Consider the following 15,967-nt stretch of genomic DNA (forward strand, 5'->3'; position numbering starts at 1 on the left):
CAACGCGGGGAGGGCTACCGGAAAAGGCTAAGGAGGTGCTGACTAAATCCAGTTTCGCCGGGGTGACGAATAAATCAGCATTTCCTTAATCCTCGGCGGTGGCGACCTCGGCGGATTCCTCGCGCAACCGTTCGAGATTTTCCTCGGTCAGATTGAGCAGGCGTAGGCAGGCGTCCCCCAGCTTGTCCCATTCACGGGTCAGGCTGCGTCCCGTGTGATGCTGCACCAGATACTCGGCCAGTTGGGCATGGGCGATCAGTCCCTGGGAAATGACGGGAATCTCGCTGCCGTTCTCCTCCAGGGCCGTTCCATTGTGGTGATGGCGGATGGCCAGGCACAGTTCCTCGGGTAGCCACCAGCTCTGGGCCAGCAGACAACCGACAATGGCGTGGTTGGTGGGCAGGGCGGCTTCCTCGACGGCGGTGAAGGCGAGGATGGCGTCCCGGTTGGCGTCGTCGAGGATTTCCGGGTAATGATGGATGCGCTTGAGCAGCACGGGAATGCCGCAGTCGCGGAACAGGCCGAAGGTGTAGGCATCCTCGGGCTGCACCCAGACGCCCCCCGGGTTGTGCTGGGCCAGCCAGCCGGAGAGCCGGGCGATGCGGGCCGAGGAGTCCCAGAAGCGCTCCATGGTCGGAGTGGGAGGGAAAATCTGACGCAGCACCAGGCCGGCGATGGCGTGGCTGGCAGCGCGCAGACCCAGGACCATCAGGGCTTCCTTGATGGAACGCACCTTGCGCCGGATGCCGAAATAGGGGGAGTTGGCGGTCTTGATCAGTCCCGCCGCCAGGCTGACATCGGCGCTGATGATGATGCTGAGGTGCATGAAGTCCGGTTCATCCCTGTGCATCTCGGTGACGATCCGCTCCAGGATGGCGGGGCGGGGCGGAATGTCGATGTCCCGGATGGAGCTTTCCAGCAGAGCCCCGACCCGATGGCTGTCCACCGCGGATGTCGAAATGCCGATTCCTTCACTCATGGGAGCTTCCTTTCTTGCAGCCAGATGTGCAGCGCGTCTTCATCCATGGGGCGGGCATGGTAGTAGCCCTGGACCGCATCCACGCCGGCTTCCTCCAGGGCTTCGAGTTGTTCCCGGTTTTCCACGCCTTCGGCAACGATGGTCATGCCCAGTTCTCTGCCCAATTGGGTCATGGCCCGGATCACGGCCAGGGCGCGGCGGTCCTCGGGTAGTACCTGGACGAAGGCCCGGTCAAGCTTGAGCTTGGTGGCGGGAATGTCCTTCAGGTTGGCCAGGCAGGAGTAGCCGGTGCCGAAGTCGTCGATGGCCAGGCCGACGCCGCACTCCCTGGCGCTGCGCAGGTTGTTCTGCACGGCATCCGAGATGTCCATGAAGAGGGATTCGGTCAGTTCCAGTTCGATCAGTTCCGGCGTCACGTCGGCGCAGAGCAGGGCGCCATGGAGGGCCTGGGCGAACTTGGGCGCCAGCAACTGGGCACGGGAAACATTGATGGCCACCTTGGTGCGCAAGCCGGCGTCCTGCAACTGACGGGCGTACTGGGCGCCCTGGAGCAGGCTCCATTCGCCGATGCGGATCACCAGGCCGGTCTTTTCCGCCACGGGGATGAATTTGGCCGGTGGAATCTGCTCGCCATCAACAGTGCAGCGCATCAAGGCTTCGATCGCCTCGATGCGGCCGTCGAAGCCCAGGATGGGCTGGTAGTGCAGACGCAGGCCCCCGGTCTCCAGGGCGGTATGCAGCTTGTTTTCGATGTCCAGTTCCTCCCGCGCCAGCAGGATGCCCAGACGGCCCGGCATGGGCTCGTCACCGGAAAAGACATAACGGTTGCCCCCCTGGCGCTTGGCGGCAATCATGGCCTGGTCGGTGCGCTCCAGGAAGACGAAGGGGTCCTCGCCGGATTCCAGGATGGCAATGCCGATGCTGGCTGAGGGATGCAGCAGGATCTCCCCCAGGCGCAGGGGCAGCTCGATGACTTGCAGAACTTCCCGGGCCAGGTCTTCCGCATGGTGCCGGTCCAGATTTGGGGCCAGGCAGACGAATTCGTCGCCCCCCATGCGGGCCAGCTCGGCTCGGCCGTAGAGTCTGGATTTAAGCCGTTCGGCGATCTGCACGATCATGTTGTCGCCCCCCAGGTGGCCGAAGGACTCATTGATCTGGCGGAAGCGGTCCAGATCTATCCACAATGCCACTAGGGGTTTATGGCTGCCTTCTGCCCAGGCTGCGAGTTTGGTCACCAGTTCCAGGCATCCGTACCGGTCGAGAACCCCGGTGCTTGGATCGCTGCGGGTCATGGGCATGCGTTCAGGCAAGAATGAAAGGCAATGAATTCTGCATCATCGGGATCGGGAGAATATTACGAAATAAGGTCGTTAAAGGCCTTTTTACTACCCAGGCTTCATTTCCCGGCAGGGCCGGGAGGCGGAGCGGAGCGTAGAAATCAGGTTTGCGGATTGACCCGATTTGCCAGGGCCGTCCGCAGTGCCGCCCGCTGACGGTGGGCCGATTCGACGTTTTTCTGCTTGACCGGACCATAGCCGCGGATGGCCTCGGGCAACCGCGCCAAGGCCAGGGCATCGTCCTGGTCGGCGACGCTCAACTGGGTCAGAATCAGGTCGATGTCGGCTTCATAGTCGGCGATCAACTGTCGTTCCAGGCGTCGCTCGGGGCTGCGGCCGAAGATATCCCAGGGGGTGCCACGCAGCCGGCGCAGGGGTGCCAGGAACCTCATCAGGGTGAGCATCCATGGGCCGAACTCCCGCTTCCTGATGCGTCCGGTGACGGGGTCGGGGCGGGCCAGCAGGGGCGGCGCCAGATGGAAGTGGATTCGGTAGTCGCCTTCGAAGTTCTCCCGTACCTGATCGAGAAAATCGCCTTCGGCATAGAGTCGGGCTACTTCGTATTCATCCTTGACGGCCAACAGCTTGAAATAGTTGTGGGCCACTGCCTCGGCCAGGATGTGGCTGCCTTGGGTCGCCTGCTCGGCGGCCCGGACCCGTTCCACCAGATCTCGGTAGCGGGCGCCATAGGCGGCATCCTGGTAGGTGGTGAGGAATTCCACGCGGCGGGCCACGATGCTGTCCAGGTCAGCGGGCGGGAGGGTATCCGTGGGCAGGGCGAAGCGTTCCACGGCGGCCTGGTCGTGGGCTGCGCGACGACCCCAGAGGAAGGCCCGGCGGTTGGTTTCCACGGCGGTGCCGTTGAGGCCGATGGTGGTCTGGATGGCTTCCAGGGAAACTGGCACCAGACCCCGTTGCCAGGCATAGCCGAGCAGGAAGAGGTTGCTGTAGATCTCGTCGCCCATCAGGCGGGTGATGAGGCGGGTGGCGTCTAGGGCGAAGAGGGCGGTGGTGCCCACGGCATCGCCGATCACCTGCTGCATCCGCGCCAGGGGGAACTGCCAGTCCGGATTGCGGGTGAATTCGGCGGTGGGGGTCTGGGCGCAGTTGACCGCCACCCGGGTGCGGCCGGGTTGCATCTTGACCAGGGCCTCGTTGGAAGCGGTGACGATGATGTCGCCGCCGATCACCGCGTCGGCTTCGCCGGTGGCGATGCGCACCGCATGGAGGGCGGCGCTGTCGTCGCAGATGCGCACGTGGGAAAACACCGCGCCGCCTTTTTGCGCCATGCCGGTCATGTCCAGCACGCTGACGCCCTTGCCGTCGATGTGGGCCGCCATGCCGATCAGGGCGCCCAGGGTGATGACCCCGGTGCCGCCGACCCCGGTGACCAGGATGGAGTAGGGCTGGGCGGTGGCGGCCAGCGTCGGCAGGGGGGGCAGGGCGAAGCCGCTGTCGTCGAAATCCACGGCCAGGCCCCGGCGCGGCCGGCCGCCTTCGATGGTGACGAAGGACGGGCAGAAGCCGTTCAGGCAGGAATAGTCCTTGTTGCAGGAGGACTGGTCGATGGCCCGCTTGCGCCCGAACTCGGTGTCCACCGGCACGATGGCCAGGCAGTTGCTGGCCCGGCCGCAATCGCCGCAGCCTTCGCAGACCAGGGTGTTGATGAAGACATGACGGGCCGGGTCTTCCAGCTTGCCGCGCCGCCGTCGCCGCCGCTTCTCGGCGGCGCAGGTCTGGTCGTAGAGAATGGCCGTGACGCCCGGCTGCTGGCGCATTTCGCGCTGGATCGCGTCCAGTTCGTCGCGGTGGCGGATGGCCACGTCCGGCGGCAGGTCGGCGGCAGAGTAGCCCCGGGGCGTGCCGTCGTTGACCACCACCATTTTGCCCACGCCCTCGGCCTGGAGCTGGCGGGCCATGATGGGAATCGACATGGGGCCGTCCAGGGGCTGGCCGCCGGTCATGGCCACGGCGTCGTTGTAGAGCAGCTTGTAGGTGATGTTGGCGCCGGCGGCCACGGCGGCGCGGATCGCCAGCACGCCGGAGTGGAAGTAAGTGCCGTCCCCCAGGTTGGCGAAGACGTGACGCTCCTCGGTGAAGGGGGCCTGGCCCAGCCAGGCCACCCCCTCGCCGCCCATGTGGGAGACGGTGGCGGTGTTGCGCTCCATCCAGGTCACCATGTAGTGGCAGCCGATGCCGGCCACGGCACGGGAGCCCTCGGGCAGCCTGGTGGAGGTGTTGTGGGGACAGCCGGGGCAGAAGTGGGGGATCCGCGCCACAGGAATCAGGGGCGTGGCGGCGGCCCGCTCCCGGGCCTCGATCACCGCCAGGCGCTCGCGGATGCGGGGGGAGGTGAAGAAGCGGTCGATGCGGTTGGCGATCACCCGGGCGATCATGGCCGGGGTCAGTTCCCCCGTCGCCGGCAGTTGCCAGTCGCCGTGGGGCAGCGCCCATTCGCCCTTCTCATCGAACTTGCCGATGACCCGGGGGCGCACGTCCTCACGCCAGTTGTAGAGCTCCTCCTTGAGCTGGTATTCGATGAACTGGCGTTTTTCCTCCACCACCAGAATCTCTTCCAGGCCCTGGGCGAAGCGCCGCACGCCGTCGGCTTCCAGGGGCCAGACCATGCCCACTTTGTAGAGACGGATGCCGATCCGGGCCGCCAGTTCCTCGTCCAGGCCCAGGTCGTCGAAGGCCTGGCGCACGTCCAGGTAGCTCTTGCCGCAGGCGATGATGCCCAGACGGGGATGGGGCGAATCGATCACCACCCGGTTCAGGCCGTTGGCCCGGCAGTAGGCCAGGGCCGCATAGAGCTTGTGGTTGATCAGGCGTTCCTCCTGGACCAGGCGCTCGTCGGGCCAGCGGATGTTGAGCCCCCCCGGCGGCAGCTCGAAATCCGTGGGCAGCAGGATGCGCACCCGCGCCGGGTCCACTTCCACGGAGGCGGAGGACTCGATGGTGTCCGCCACCGCCTTGAAGCCTACCCAGCAGCCCGAATAGCGCGACATGGCCCAGCCATGCAGCCCCAGGTCCAGATAGTCCTGCACCCCGGAGGGGGCCAGCACCGGCATCATGGCCGCCTTGAACATGTGTTCGCTCTGGTGGGCCAGGGTGGAGGAGCGGGCGGCATGGTCGTCCCCGGCCACGGCGATGACGCCGCCATGGCGGGCGGTGCCGGCTGAATTGGCGTGCTTGAACACGTCCCCGCAACGGTCCACCCCCGGCCCCTTGCCATACCACAGGCCGAAGACACCGTCGTAGCGGGAGCCGGGGAAGATGTCCAGTTGCTGGCTGCCCCACAGGGCGGTGGCCGCCAGGTCTTCGTTGATGCCGGGGCGGAACAGGATGTGATGGCGCTCCAGGTGTTCCCGAGCCTTCCACAGGGTCAGGTCCAGACCTCCCAGGGGTGAGCCCCGATAGCCGGAAATATAGCCGGCGGTATTCAGTCCGGCAGCCGAATCCCGTTGCCGTTGCAGCATGGCCAGACGCGCCAGGGCCTGGGTGCCGGTAAGAAAGACGCGACCGGATTCGCAGGTGTATTTGTCGTCGAGGCTGATGGAACCCAGAGGCGCGTTCATTCCATTCTCCTGTCGAGTTCCGGCCGTCGGCCGGCCTGGTTTCAGTATCGGACAAGGATGCTGTTCTGGCTACGGGTATCAATACGTCACCGAGCCTGCCGGCCTGGTCGAGGGGATTGCTGGAAGCCGGCGTTTAGGGAAACACCGATTAAGTCCGTCACACCGGCGAAGGCCGGTGTCCAGTGCGTTGATTTTCCTGGATTCCGGCGTTCGCCGGAATGACGCATTGGGACTTGTTCGGCGCTTCCTTAGCCGAAATTCCGGATCAGGCGCCCGGCCCGCTTGGTGGGACGGCCCTTGAGATCGGCTCCCGGGGTCGGCGCCAGCCGCCGCAGTTCCTGGGCCGCGCTGCGTCGGGCCTGACTCTCTGCGGTTTCCTGATACAGCAGCCGGGCCTCGGGTGCTGGCCGGCGCTGGGCGTTGAGGCCTTGCACGAGCACCGTCCAAGTGGTCTCGGCCGCGGTGATTTCCAGTTCGTCACCGATGCGCAGTTCCCGCGAGGGTTTCACGTGCTGTCCCTGCCAGCGCACCTTGCCCGCCTCGATGGCGGAGGCGGCCAGGCTCCGGGTCTTGAAGAATCGGGCGACCCAGAGCCACTTGTCGAGGCGCAGGCTGGGCAGGGAAGATGGTTGGGCGATCATTACGGGACTATAGCAATCCCCCAGGCGCCAGCATCATCTGGCCAGGCGCTATGGCGCCTGTGTCAAGGGTTCATTTGACCTTGGCGGGGGGGAGGCGATAAACTCCGGACTCTTTTTTTCCTGCATTTCCAACGCCATGCGTAAAAAATTCGTTGCCGGAAACTGGAAAATGCATGGCAGTCTGGCTGTGAATCTCGGGCTGCTCCATGCACTGCGCGAAGGGGCCGCCGACTTGCCGGCCCAGGTCGCGGTCTGTGTTCCCTATCCCTATCTGGCACAGGCGCGTTCGGTGCTCAACGGTAGTGCGGTGGCCTGGGGGGCACAGGATGTTTCCGAGCATGCCCAGGGCGCCTACACGGGCGAAGTGAGCGGCGCCATGTTGCAGGATTTTGGCTGCCGTTACGCGATTGTCGGGCATTCGGAGCGACGCTCCTTCTACGGCGACACCGATGTCGTGGTGGCTGCCAAGTACGAGGCAGCCCAGGCGGTGGGCCTGACGCCGATCCTGTGTATCGGCGAAACCTTGGCGGAGCGGGAGCAGGGTGTCACGGCCCAGGTGGTGACGCGCCAGTTGGAGGCGGTGCTGGATCGTTGTGGCGTGGCCTCCCTGGCCCAGGCAGTGGTTGCCTATGAGCCGGTCTGGGCCATCGGCACCGGCAAGACCGCGACGCCGGCTCAGGCCCAGGAGGTTCATGCCCTGATTCGCGCCAGGGTGGCCCGGAACAGCGCAGCGGTGGCGGATGGCTTGCAGATACTCTATGGCGGCAGCGTCAAGCCGGGTAATGCAAAGGAACTGTTTTCCCGGCCGGATATCGACGGCGGGTTGATTGGTGGCGCGGCCTTGGTGGCCTCGGACTTTCTGGCTATTTGCGCAGCCGGATAATTTTTTTGGGATAGTCAAAATGGATTTTCTGTATTCGACGGTGTTGACGGTGCATCTGCTGGTGGGCGTGAGCCTGATCGGACTGGTGCTGATTCAGCATGGCAAGGGGGCCGATATGGGAGCGGCCTTTGGTAGTGGCAGCTCGGGCAGCCTTTTCGGCGCCTCGGGCTCGGCCAATTTCCTTTCGCGCACGACGGCAGCCCTGGCGACGGTGTTTTTTCTCACCAGCCTGAGTCTCACCTATCTGGCCACGGCCAAACCCAAGGCGGCTGCCAGTGTGATGGATAGCGCGGTGTCGGCACCGGCTCAAGTGCCGGCCGTGGCCGACGATTCCAAGGCCAAGGACGTGCCGAAGTAATTGCTGGATTGTTGTGCCCGGCGGGCGAAAAAACTCGCCCCTCGGGTCCAGCGGATAGCGTATCGATGGTATGATGCGCGCCGCTCGTGTGGTGCTGGTTTGGTGCCCACAAGGCCGACGTGGTGAAATTGGTAGACACGCTATCTTGAGGGGGTAGTGGCGCGAGCCGTGCGAGTTCGAGTCTCGCCGTCGGCACCAAGAATAAAGGTGGGGGGCTGGTCTCCCTGTTGAACAAGAAGTCGAAATCCGTGGCGCAGGCCACGCACACTATGCTGGAAAACTACTTTCCCGTCTTCGTCTTCATTTTGGTAGGCCTGGTCTTCGGCTGCCTGCCCATCATTCTGGGTCGAGTGCTCGGTCCCTATCGTCCCGACAGCGAAAAAATCTCCGCCTACGAGTGCGGCTTCGAGCCCTTCGAGGATGCGCGCATGCAGTTCGACGTGCGCTACTACCTGATCGCGATCATCTTCATTCTGTTCGATCTGGAAATTGCTTTCCTGATTCCCTGGGCCGCGATCTTCCATGAAATCGTCGCCACCCCGGCGGTCAAGATGTTCGGCTTCGTCGAGATGCTGGTGTTTCTGGGCATCCTGGTGGTTGGCTATGTGTATGCCTGGGCCAAGGGCGCCCTCGATTGGGATTGAGCTATGAGTATTGAGGGCATTTTGCAAGAAGGCTTCGTCACCACCACGCTGGACAAGGTGATCAACTGGACCCGTACCGGCTCCATCTGGCCCATGACTTTCGGTCTGGCCTGCTGCGCGGTGGAGATGATCCATGTGGGCTGCGCCCGCTATGACCTGGATCGTTTCGGTTCCTTCTTTCGTCCCAGTCCGCGCCAGTCGGACCTGATGATCGTGGCAGGAACCCTGACCAACAAGTGCGCGCCCGCCCTGCGCAAGGTTTATGACCAGATGCCTGAGCCCCGCTGGGTGATCTCCATGGGCTCCTGCGCCAACGGTGGCGGCTATTACCACTACTCCTATTCCGTGGTGCGCGGTTGTGATCGGATCGTGCCGGTGGATATTTATGTCCCCGGTTGCCCGCCCACCGCCGAAGCGCTGCTTTACGGCTTCATCCAGTTGCAGAACAAGTTGAAGCGTACCAACACCATCGCCCGTTGATTCCGGAAACCGACTCATGAGTGCCAAGCTGGAAAGGCTTTGTCAAAATCTGCAGCAGGTCCTGGGGGGGCGCCTCCTTGGTGAGCCCGTCCTGGCCCGCGGCGAGGTGACCGTCGAGGTGGCGGTTGGTGATTATCTGGACGTGGCTCGCCGGTTGCGCGATCACGAACATTTCCATTTCGATCAGTTGATCGATCTGTGCGGGGTGGATTATTCCGAGTACAACGGCCGGACCGGTCCGCGTTATGGTGTCGTTTCCCATCTCAACTCCGTGGCCCTGAACCAGCAGCTTCGGCTGCGTACCTTCGCCGCGGACGAGGAGTTTCCGGTGGTGCCCTCCCTGGTCGATATCTGGAATGGCGTCAACTGGTTCGAGCGGGAAGCCTTCGATCTCTACGGTGTGCATTTCGATGGCCACCCCGATCTGCGCCGCATCCTCACCGACTATGGTTTTGTCGGTCATCCTTTCCGCAAGGATTTTCCGGTTTCCGGCTATGTGGAAATGCGCTACGACCCCGAGCAGCGGCGCGTGATTTACGAGCCTGTATCCATCGAGCCGCGGGAAGTGACCCCGCGCATCGTGCGCGAGGGAGGCTACGGCCGTGGCTGATATTCGCAATTACACCCTGAACCTGGGGCCCCAGCATCCGGCCGCCCACGGTGTGCTGCGCCTGATCCTGGAACTGGACGGCGAGGTGATCGTTCGCGCCGATCCCCATATTGGTCTGCTCCATCGTGCCACCGAGAAGCTGGCCGAGACCCGGACCTGGATTCAGTCCCTGCCCTACATGGATCGGCTCGATTACGTGTCCATGATGTGCAACGAGCACGCCTACTGCCTGGCCATCGAGAAGCTGCTGGGTATCGAGGTGCCCGAGCGCGCCCAGTACATCCGGGTGATGTTCGATGAGGTGACGCGGCTGCTCAATCATCAGCTCAATATCGGTACCCATGGTCTGGACATCGGTGCTATGGCGGTCTGTCTGTACACCTTCCGCGACCGCGAGGAATTGATGGATGCCTACGAGGCGGTGTCTGGCGCCCGCATGCACGCGGCCTACTACCGGCCCGGGGGCGTCTATCGGGACCTGCCGGATCGCATGCCCCAGTACAAGGTTTCCAAATGGAAAAATGAGCAGGTAGTGCGGGAGCTCAACGAGGATCGCCAGGGCTCCCTGCTGGATTACCTGGAAGCCTTCACCGAGCGCTTCGGCCCCCGTTGCGACGAATATGAAGACCTGCTGACCGACAACCGGATCTGGAAACAGCGTACCGTGGGTGTTGGGGTGGTTTCCCCCGAGCGTGCCCTGGAACTGGGTTTCACCGGCCCCATGCTGCGGGGTTCCGGCGTCGAGTGGGATGTGCGCAAGAAACGCCCCTATGCGGCCTATGACCGGATGGATTTCGACATTCCGGTGGGGGTCAATGGGGATTCCTACGATCGGTATCTGGTACGCATGGAAGAAATGCGCCAGTCCAACAGGATCATCAAGCAGTGCATCGACTGGCTGCGCAAGAACCCGGGCCCGGTGATTTCCGACAATCACAAGGTGGTGCCGCCTTCCCGGGAAAAGATGAAGTCCAACATGGAAGAGCTGATCCATCACTTCAAGCTCTTCTCCGAAGGCATGAATGTGCCGGCGGGCGAGGCCTACGCGGGCATCGAGCATCCCAAGGGGGAGTTCGGTGTCTATCTGGTGTCCGATGGCGCCAACAAGCCCTACCGCATGAAGTTGCGGGCGCCGGGCTTTGCTCATCTCTCCGCCATGGATGAGATGGCCCGCGGGCACATGATCGCCGATGCTGTGACCATCATCGGCACCATGGACGTTGTTTTTGGCGAGATCGACCGCTAATCATGTTGAGTCAAGATTCCCTGCAAAAGATCGATCGCGAGATCGCAAAGTATCCGGCGGAGCAGAAGCAGTCGGCGGTGATGGCCTCCCTGGCCATCGCCCAGGACGAAAAAGGCTGGCTCTCCAACGAGACCATCAAATGTGTCGCCGACTACCTGGGCATGGCGCCCATGGCGGTGTTCGAGGTGGCGAGCTTCTACAACATGTACGACCTGCAACCGGTCGGCAAGTACAAGCTCACCGTCTGCACCAATCTGCCCTGCGCCCTCTCCGGTGGCGTCCATGCGGCCGACTACCTGAAGGAAAAACTCGGCATCGACTTCAACGAGACCACGGCGGACGGCAAGTTCACCCTCAGGGAAGGCGAATGCATGGGAGCCTGCGGCGACGCGCCGGTGATGCTGGTGAATAACAAGCGCATGTGCAGCCACATGTTGCCCGAGCAGATCGATGCGCTGCTGGCGGAGTGCAAGTAAATGGCCCTGATCGACGCAATCAATCCCGTTCTGACCACCGGCTGGAGCAAGGGGGATGACGGCTGGCGCCTGAAGGACTACGCGGCCCGGGAAGGCTACGCCGCCCTGCGCAAGATCATGGCGGAAAAGATTCCTCCCGCCGAGGTGATCAACCAGATCAAGGCTTCCGTGCTGCGGGGTCGTGGCGGTGCCGGTTTCCCCACTGGCTTGAAGTGGAGCTTCATGCCTGGTAACTTCCCCGGCGACAAGTACGTGGTCTGCAACTCCGACGAGGGCGAGCCCGGTACCTTCAAGGACCGGGATCTGATGCGCTACGATCCCCACTCGGTGATCGAGGGCATGATCATCGCCGGTTACGCCATGGGCGCGGCCCGGGGCTACAACTACATCCACGGCGAGATTTTCGAGATCTACCAGCGCTTCGAGGAAGCCCTGGACGAGGCTCGCGCCGCCGGCTTCCTGGGGCAGAACATTCTCGGCTCCGATTTCAGCTTCGACCTCTTTGCCCATCACGGCTTCGGCGCCTATATCTGCGGCGAGGAAACGGGCCTGCTGGAATCCCTGGAGGGCAAGAAGGGCCAGCCCCGCTTCAAGCCGCCCTTCCCGGCGAGCTATGGCCTCTACGGCAAGCCCACCACCATCAACAACACCGAGACCTTCGCCGCCGTGCCCTTCATCCTGCGCATGGGCAGCGAGAACTATCTCAACCTGGGCAAGCCCAACAACGGCGGCACCAAGCTGTTCTCCGTCTCCGGTCATGTGAATCGCCCCGGCAACTACGAGGTGCCCCTGGGCACCCCCTTCGCCAAGCTGCTGGAAATGGCCGGCGGCATGCGCGGCGGACGCAAGCTGAAGGGGGTCATACCCGGCGGCTCTTCGGCGCCGGTGCTTCCCGCCGAGATCATCATGGACCTCACCATGGACTACGACGCCATCGCCAAGGCCGGTTCCATGCTGGGGTCCGGCGCCGTGATCGTGATGGACGAGACGGTCTGCATGGTCAAGGCGCTGGAGCGTCTGGCCTACTTCTACTACGAAGAGTCCTGCGGTCAATGCACTCCCTGTCGGGAGGGCACGGGCTGGATGTACAAGATCATCCATCGCATCGAGAACGGCCAGGGCCGCCCCGGCGATCTGGACCTTCTCGCCAGCATCACCCCCAACATCATGGGCCGTACCATCTGCGCCCTGGGCGACGCGGCGGCAATGCCGGTCAATGGTTTCCTCAAACATTTCCTTTCCGAGTTCGAGTATCACATCGAGAACAAGCAATGCCTCGTGCCCAGGGATGTGCAACGGGCCGGCAGTGCGTTCCATCGGAGTTCTTCCACGGTACCGTCATGCTAGAAATCGAGATCGACGGCAAGGCGCTGCAAGTCCAGGACGGCAGCACCATCATTGATGCCGCCCACCAGGCCGGCACCTATATTCCGCACTTCTGCTACCACAAGAAGCTGTCCATCGCGGCCAGTTGTCGCATGTGTCTGGTGGAGGTGGAAAAGGCTCCCAAGCCCATGCCCGCCTGCGCCACGCCGGTCACCAATGGCATGAAGGTGTTCACCCACTCCAGCATGGCGGTGAAGGCCCAGAAGGGGGTGATGGAGTTCCTCCTGATCAACCATCCGCTGGATTGCCCGATCTGCGATCAGGGCGGCGAATGCCAGCTCCAGGATCTGGCGGTGGGCTACGGCGCCGGCCAGGCCCGCTACGAGGAAGAAAAGCGGGTGGTGTCCGACAAGGATCTGGGTCCCCTGGTCGCCACCGACATGACCCGCTGCATCAACTGTACCCGCTGCGTGCGCTTTACCCAGGAAATCGCCGGCTTCCAGGAACTGGGCCAGGCTTTCCGGGGCGACCGGGCCGAGATCATGCCCTTCGTGCAGACCACGGTGAATTCCGAGCTGTCGGGCAATATCATCGATCTGTGCCCGGTGGGCGCCCTGACTTCCAAGCCTTTCCGCTTCTCCGCCCGCACCTGGGAACTCTCCCGCCGCAAGTCGGTGAGCCCCCACGATGGCGTCGGCGCCAATCTGGTCGTCCAGACCAAGCAGGACCGGGTCTATCGGGTGCTGCCCCTGGAGAACGAGGACGTCAATGAATGCTGGCTGGCCGACCGGGACCGCTACTCCTACGAGGCGCTGAATTCCGCCGCCCGACTGACTCGCCCGATGGTCAAGCAGGACGGCCAATGGCGCGAGGTGGAGTGGAACGTGGCCCTGGATTACGTCTCCCATGCCTTGCGCGACGTGGCCAAGACCCACGGTGGCGAGGCCATCGGCGCCCTGATCAGCCCCCACTCGACCCTGGAGGAGATGTTCCTGGGCCAGAAACTGCTGCGCGGCATCGGTTGCGACAACCTGGATTTCCGCCTGCGCCAGACCGACTTCTCCGCTGATGCCCAGCGCCAGGGCACGCCTTGGCTGGGTCTGAAGGTGTCCGAGCTGTCCCGCCTGGACCGGGTGCTGCTGGTGGGTTCCTTCCTGCGCAAGGATCAGCCCCTGCTGGCCCAGCGTCTGCGCCAGGCCGCCAAGCGTGGCGCGAAGATCAGCGTGCTGCATTCGGCGGACGACGATCTGCTGATGAAGTTGTTTGCCAAGGCCATTGCCGCTCCTTCCCAACTGCCCGCTCTGTTGGCCCAAGTGGTCAAGGCGGCGGCGGAACAGAAGGGCGTGGCGGTGGATGCCGCCCTGTCCGGTGTGGAAGTTTCCGCCGTGGCCCGCCAGATCGCCGACAGCCTGTGTTCCGCCACCAATGGCGCAGTGTTGCTCGGTAATTTCGCTCAGCAACATCCCCAGGCTGCGAGCCTGAATGCCTTGGCCCAGCAACTGGCCCAGATCACCGGCATCCGTTGCGGTTTCCTTGGTGCGGACGCCAACAGCGTCGGCGGCTATGTCGCCAAGGCGGTACCGACGTCCGGTCTCAATGCGGTGGCCATGATTGCCCAGCCGCGCCGCGCCTATCTGTTGATGGGGGTGGAGCCGGAACTGGACTGCGCCGATGGTCGTGCCGCTCTGGCCGCCATGAAGCAGGCCCAGACCGTGATTGTGATGTCCCCCTTCAAGTCCGAGGCAGCTCTGGATTACGCCGACGTGATGCTGCCTGTGTCGCCCTTCAGCGAGACTTCCGGCAGCTTCGTCAATACCGAAGGCCGGGTGCAGAGTTTCCACGCAGTGGTGAAGCCCCTGGGGGAAACCCGTCCGGCCTGGAAGGTGCTGCGTGTTCTCGGCAATCTGCTGAACCTGACGGGCTTCGACTACAACAGCAGCGAAGAGGTGCGGCAGGAGGTCCTGGGCGGCAAACCCGAGTTTGTCGCCGGCCTGGGCAATGGCGCGGCTGCGCCCCTGGCGGCGCTTCCCACTGGCAGCGCCGGCCACGGACTGGAACGGGTCTGCGATGTGCCGGTGTATTTCGCCGATGCCCTGGTGCGCCGCGCCCCCAGCCTACAGGCCACGGTCGACGCTGCGGCGCCGGTGGCTGCCATGAATTCCGCTACCCTGACCTCGGTCGGAGTGGGAGAAGGTGCTTCGGTGCGAGTCAAGAGCGGCGACGCTCAGGTCATCCTGACGGCCCGCCTGGAAGCTGGCCTGCCTGACGCCTGCGTGCGCATCCCGGCGGCCCATGCCGTCACGGTGGCCCTGGGTGCCCAGTTCGGCAATCTGGTTGTGGAGAAAGCCTGATGGATGCGCTGATGACATTGCTGCAACAGGTTCCGCCCCTGTTCGGCCCCCTCTGGCCCCTGGTCTGGGTACTGCTCAAGATCATTGGCGTGATCGCTCCCTTGCTGGTGCTGGTGGCCTACACCACCTACGGCGAGCGCCGCATCATGGGTTTCATGCATCTGCGCAGGGGTCCCAATCGGGTCGGCCCCTTCGGCCTGTTGCAACCCGCCGCCGACGGCATCAAGCTGATCCTCAAGGAAGTCATTACCCCGGCCCGGGCTGACAAGTCCCTGTATTTCCTCGGCCCCATCCTGGCCTTCGCCGTGGCACTGGTGGCTTGGGTGGTGGTGCCCTTCGCCGACGGCTGGGTGCTGGCCAACGTGGATGCCGGGGTACTGCTGTTCCTGGCCATTACCTCCTTCGGTGTCTATGGGGTGATCATCGCCGGTTGGGCCTCCAACTCCAAATATCCCTTCCTCGCCGCCATGCGGGCCGCGGCCCAGATGGTCTCCTATGAAGTGGCCATGGGTCTGGCCCTGATCTGCGTGCTGATGATTTCCAACAGCCTTAACCTGACCGAGATCGTGCGGGTTCAGCAAAAGGGCGTCTTCGCCGACATGGGGATCAACTTCCTGTCCTGGAACTGGCTGCCCCTGCTGCCGATGTTCGTGGTCTATCTGGTCTCCGGCCTGGCCGAGACCAACCGGGCGCCCTTCGACGTGGTCGAGGGCGAGTCGGAAATCGTTGCCGGCCACATGATGGAATACTCAGGCATGGGCTTCGCCCTGTTCTTTCTGGCCGAATACGCCAACATGGCCCTGGTGTCGGCCATGACCGCGATCTTCTTCCTCGGCGGCTGGTCGTCCCCGGTGGGTTTCCTGCCGGATGGCTTCGGCTGGCTGGCCCTGAAAATCCTCGCCGGTCTGGTTTTCTTCATCTGGACCCGCGCCACCTTCCCCCGCTACCGCTACGACCAGATCATGCGTCTGGGCTGGAAGGTGTTTGTGCCCCTGTGCCTGGCGTGGATTCTTGTCATCGGCATCTGGATGATGTCACCCCTTAACATCTGGAAGTAA

Annotated in this window: 14 protein-coding genes and 1 tRNA gene; 11 read left to right on the top strand and 4 right to left on the bottom strand. The window is 63.5% G+C overall.

What is annotated here, in order from left to right; translation table 11 throughout:
• Positions 1 to 85: 85 nt before the first annotated feature.
• From DENOEST_RS04465 to DENOEST_RS04480, 4 genes are all read right to left on the bottom strand, one after another.
• Entirely contained in the window at positions 86 to 979 is an 894-nt protein-coding gene (locus tag DENOEST_RS04465) for an HDOD domain-containing protein (RefSeq protein WP_145771704.1), read from the bottom strand.
• Positions 976 to 2,271: a putative bifunctional diguanylate cyclase/phosphodiesterase gene (locus tag DENOEST_RS04470; protein ID WP_145771705.1), complete on the bottom strand. Its 1,296-nt coding sequence runs from the start codon at positions 2,269 to 2,271 to the stop codon at positions 976 to 978. The genes DENOEST_RS04465 and DENOEST_RS04470 overlap by 4 nt, the downstream gene beginning before the upstream one ends.
• Positions 2,272 to 2,417: 146 nt before the next feature.
• Positions 2,418 to 5,894 (bottom strand): indolepyruvate ferredoxin oxidoreductase family protein, encoded by a 3,477-nt coding sequence (locus tag DENOEST_RS04475; RefSeq protein WP_145771706.1) that lies wholly within the window; start codon positions 5,892 to 5,894, stop codon positions 2,418 to 2,420.
• Between the two features lie 248 nt (positions 5,895 to 6,142).
• Positions 6,143 to 6,535, bottom strand: coding sequence for an RNA-binding S4 domain-containing protein (locus tag DENOEST_RS04480; RefSeq protein ID WP_145771707.1), 393 nt, complete (start codon positions 6,533 to 6,535; stop codon positions 6,143 to 6,145).
• Between the two features lie 136 nt (positions 6,536 to 6,671).
• On the opposite strand from DENOEST_RS04480, the gene tpiA reads away from it, so the two are divergent.
• From tpiA to nuoH, 11 genes are all read left to right on the top strand, one after another.
• Positions 6,672 to 7,418: a triose-phosphate isomerase gene (gene tpiA / locus DENOEST_RS04485; RefSeq protein WP_145771708.1), complete on the top strand. Its 747-nt coding sequence runs from the start codon at positions 6,672 to 6,674 to the stop codon at positions 7,416 to 7,418.
• 19 nt (positions 7,419 to 7,437) lie between these two features.
• Positions 7,438 to 7,776: a preprotein translocase subunit SecG gene (gene secG, locus DENOEST_RS04490; RefSeq protein ID WP_145771709.1), complete on the top strand. Its 339-nt coding sequence runs from the start codon at positions 7,438 to 7,440 to the stop codon at positions 7,774 to 7,776.
• A 113-nt stretch (positions 7,777 to 7,889) separates the two neighbouring features.
• Positions 7,890 to 7,974, top strand: a tRNA-Leu gene (locus DENOEST_RS04495).
• A gap of 71 nt (positions 7,975 to 8,045) precedes the next feature.
• Positions 8,046 to 8,420 (top strand): NADH-quinone oxidoreductase subunit A, encoded by a 375-nt coding sequence (ndhC, locus tag DENOEST_RS04500; RefSeq protein WP_145771755.1) that lies wholly within the window; start codon positions 8,046 to 8,048, stop codon positions 8,418 to 8,420.
• A 3-nt stretch (positions 8,421 to 8,423) separates the two neighbouring features.
• Positions 8,424 to 8,900, top strand: a complete 477-nt coding sequence (locus DENOEST_RS04505) for a NuoB/complex I 20 kDa subunit family protein (protein WP_145771710.1) — start codon at positions 8,424 to 8,426, stop codon at positions 8,898 to 8,900.
• 16 nt (positions 8,901 to 8,916) lie between these two features.
• The gene (locus DENOEST_RS04510; RefSeq protein WP_145771711.1) at positions 8,917 to 9,510 is read left to right on the top strand and encodes an NADH-quinone oxidoreductase subunit C; all 594 of its coding nucleotides are present in this window, start codon (positions 8,917 to 8,919) and stop codon (positions 9,508 to 9,510) included.
• On the top strand, positions 9,503 to 10,756 hold the full coding sequence (locus DENOEST_RS04515) for an NADH-quinone oxidoreductase subunit D (protein WP_145771712.1): 1,254 nt from the start codon (positions 9,503 to 9,505) through the stop codon (positions 10,754 to 10,756). The genes DENOEST_RS04510 and DENOEST_RS04515 overlap by 8 nt, the downstream gene beginning before the upstream one ends.
• 2 nt (positions 10,757 to 10,758) lie before the next feature.
• A complete protein-coding gene (gene nuoE / locus DENOEST_RS04520) occupies positions 10,759 to 11,232 on the top strand; it encodes an NADH-quinone oxidoreductase subunit NuoE (protein ID WP_145771713.1) in 474 nt (157 codons plus the stop codon).
• A complete protein-coding gene (gene nuoF, locus DENOEST_RS04525; RefSeq protein ID WP_145771714.1) occupies positions 11,233 to 12,579 on the top strand; it encodes an NADH-quinone oxidoreductase subunit NuoF in 1,347 nt (448 codons plus the stop codon).
• Positions 12,573 to 14,909, top strand: coding sequence for an NADH-quinone oxidoreductase subunit NuoG (nuoG, locus tag DENOEST_RS04530; RefSeq protein WP_145771715.1), 2,337 nt, complete (start codon positions 12,573 to 12,575; stop codon positions 14,907 to 14,909). The genes nuoF and nuoG overlap by 7 nt, the downstream gene beginning before the upstream one ends.
• On the top strand, positions 14,909 to 15,967 hold the full coding sequence (nuoH, locus tag DENOEST_RS04535; protein ID WP_183148202.1) for an NADH-quinone oxidoreductase subunit NuoH: 1,059 nt from the start codon (positions 14,909 to 14,911) through the stop codon (positions 15,965 to 15,967). The genes nuoG and nuoH overlap by 1 nt, the downstream gene beginning before the upstream one ends.

Source organism: Denitratisoma oestradiolicum, assembly GCF_902813185.1.
GTDB lineage: Bacteria > Pseudomonadota > Gammaproteobacteria > Burkholderiales > Rhodocyclaceae > Denitratisoma > Denitratisoma oestradiolicum.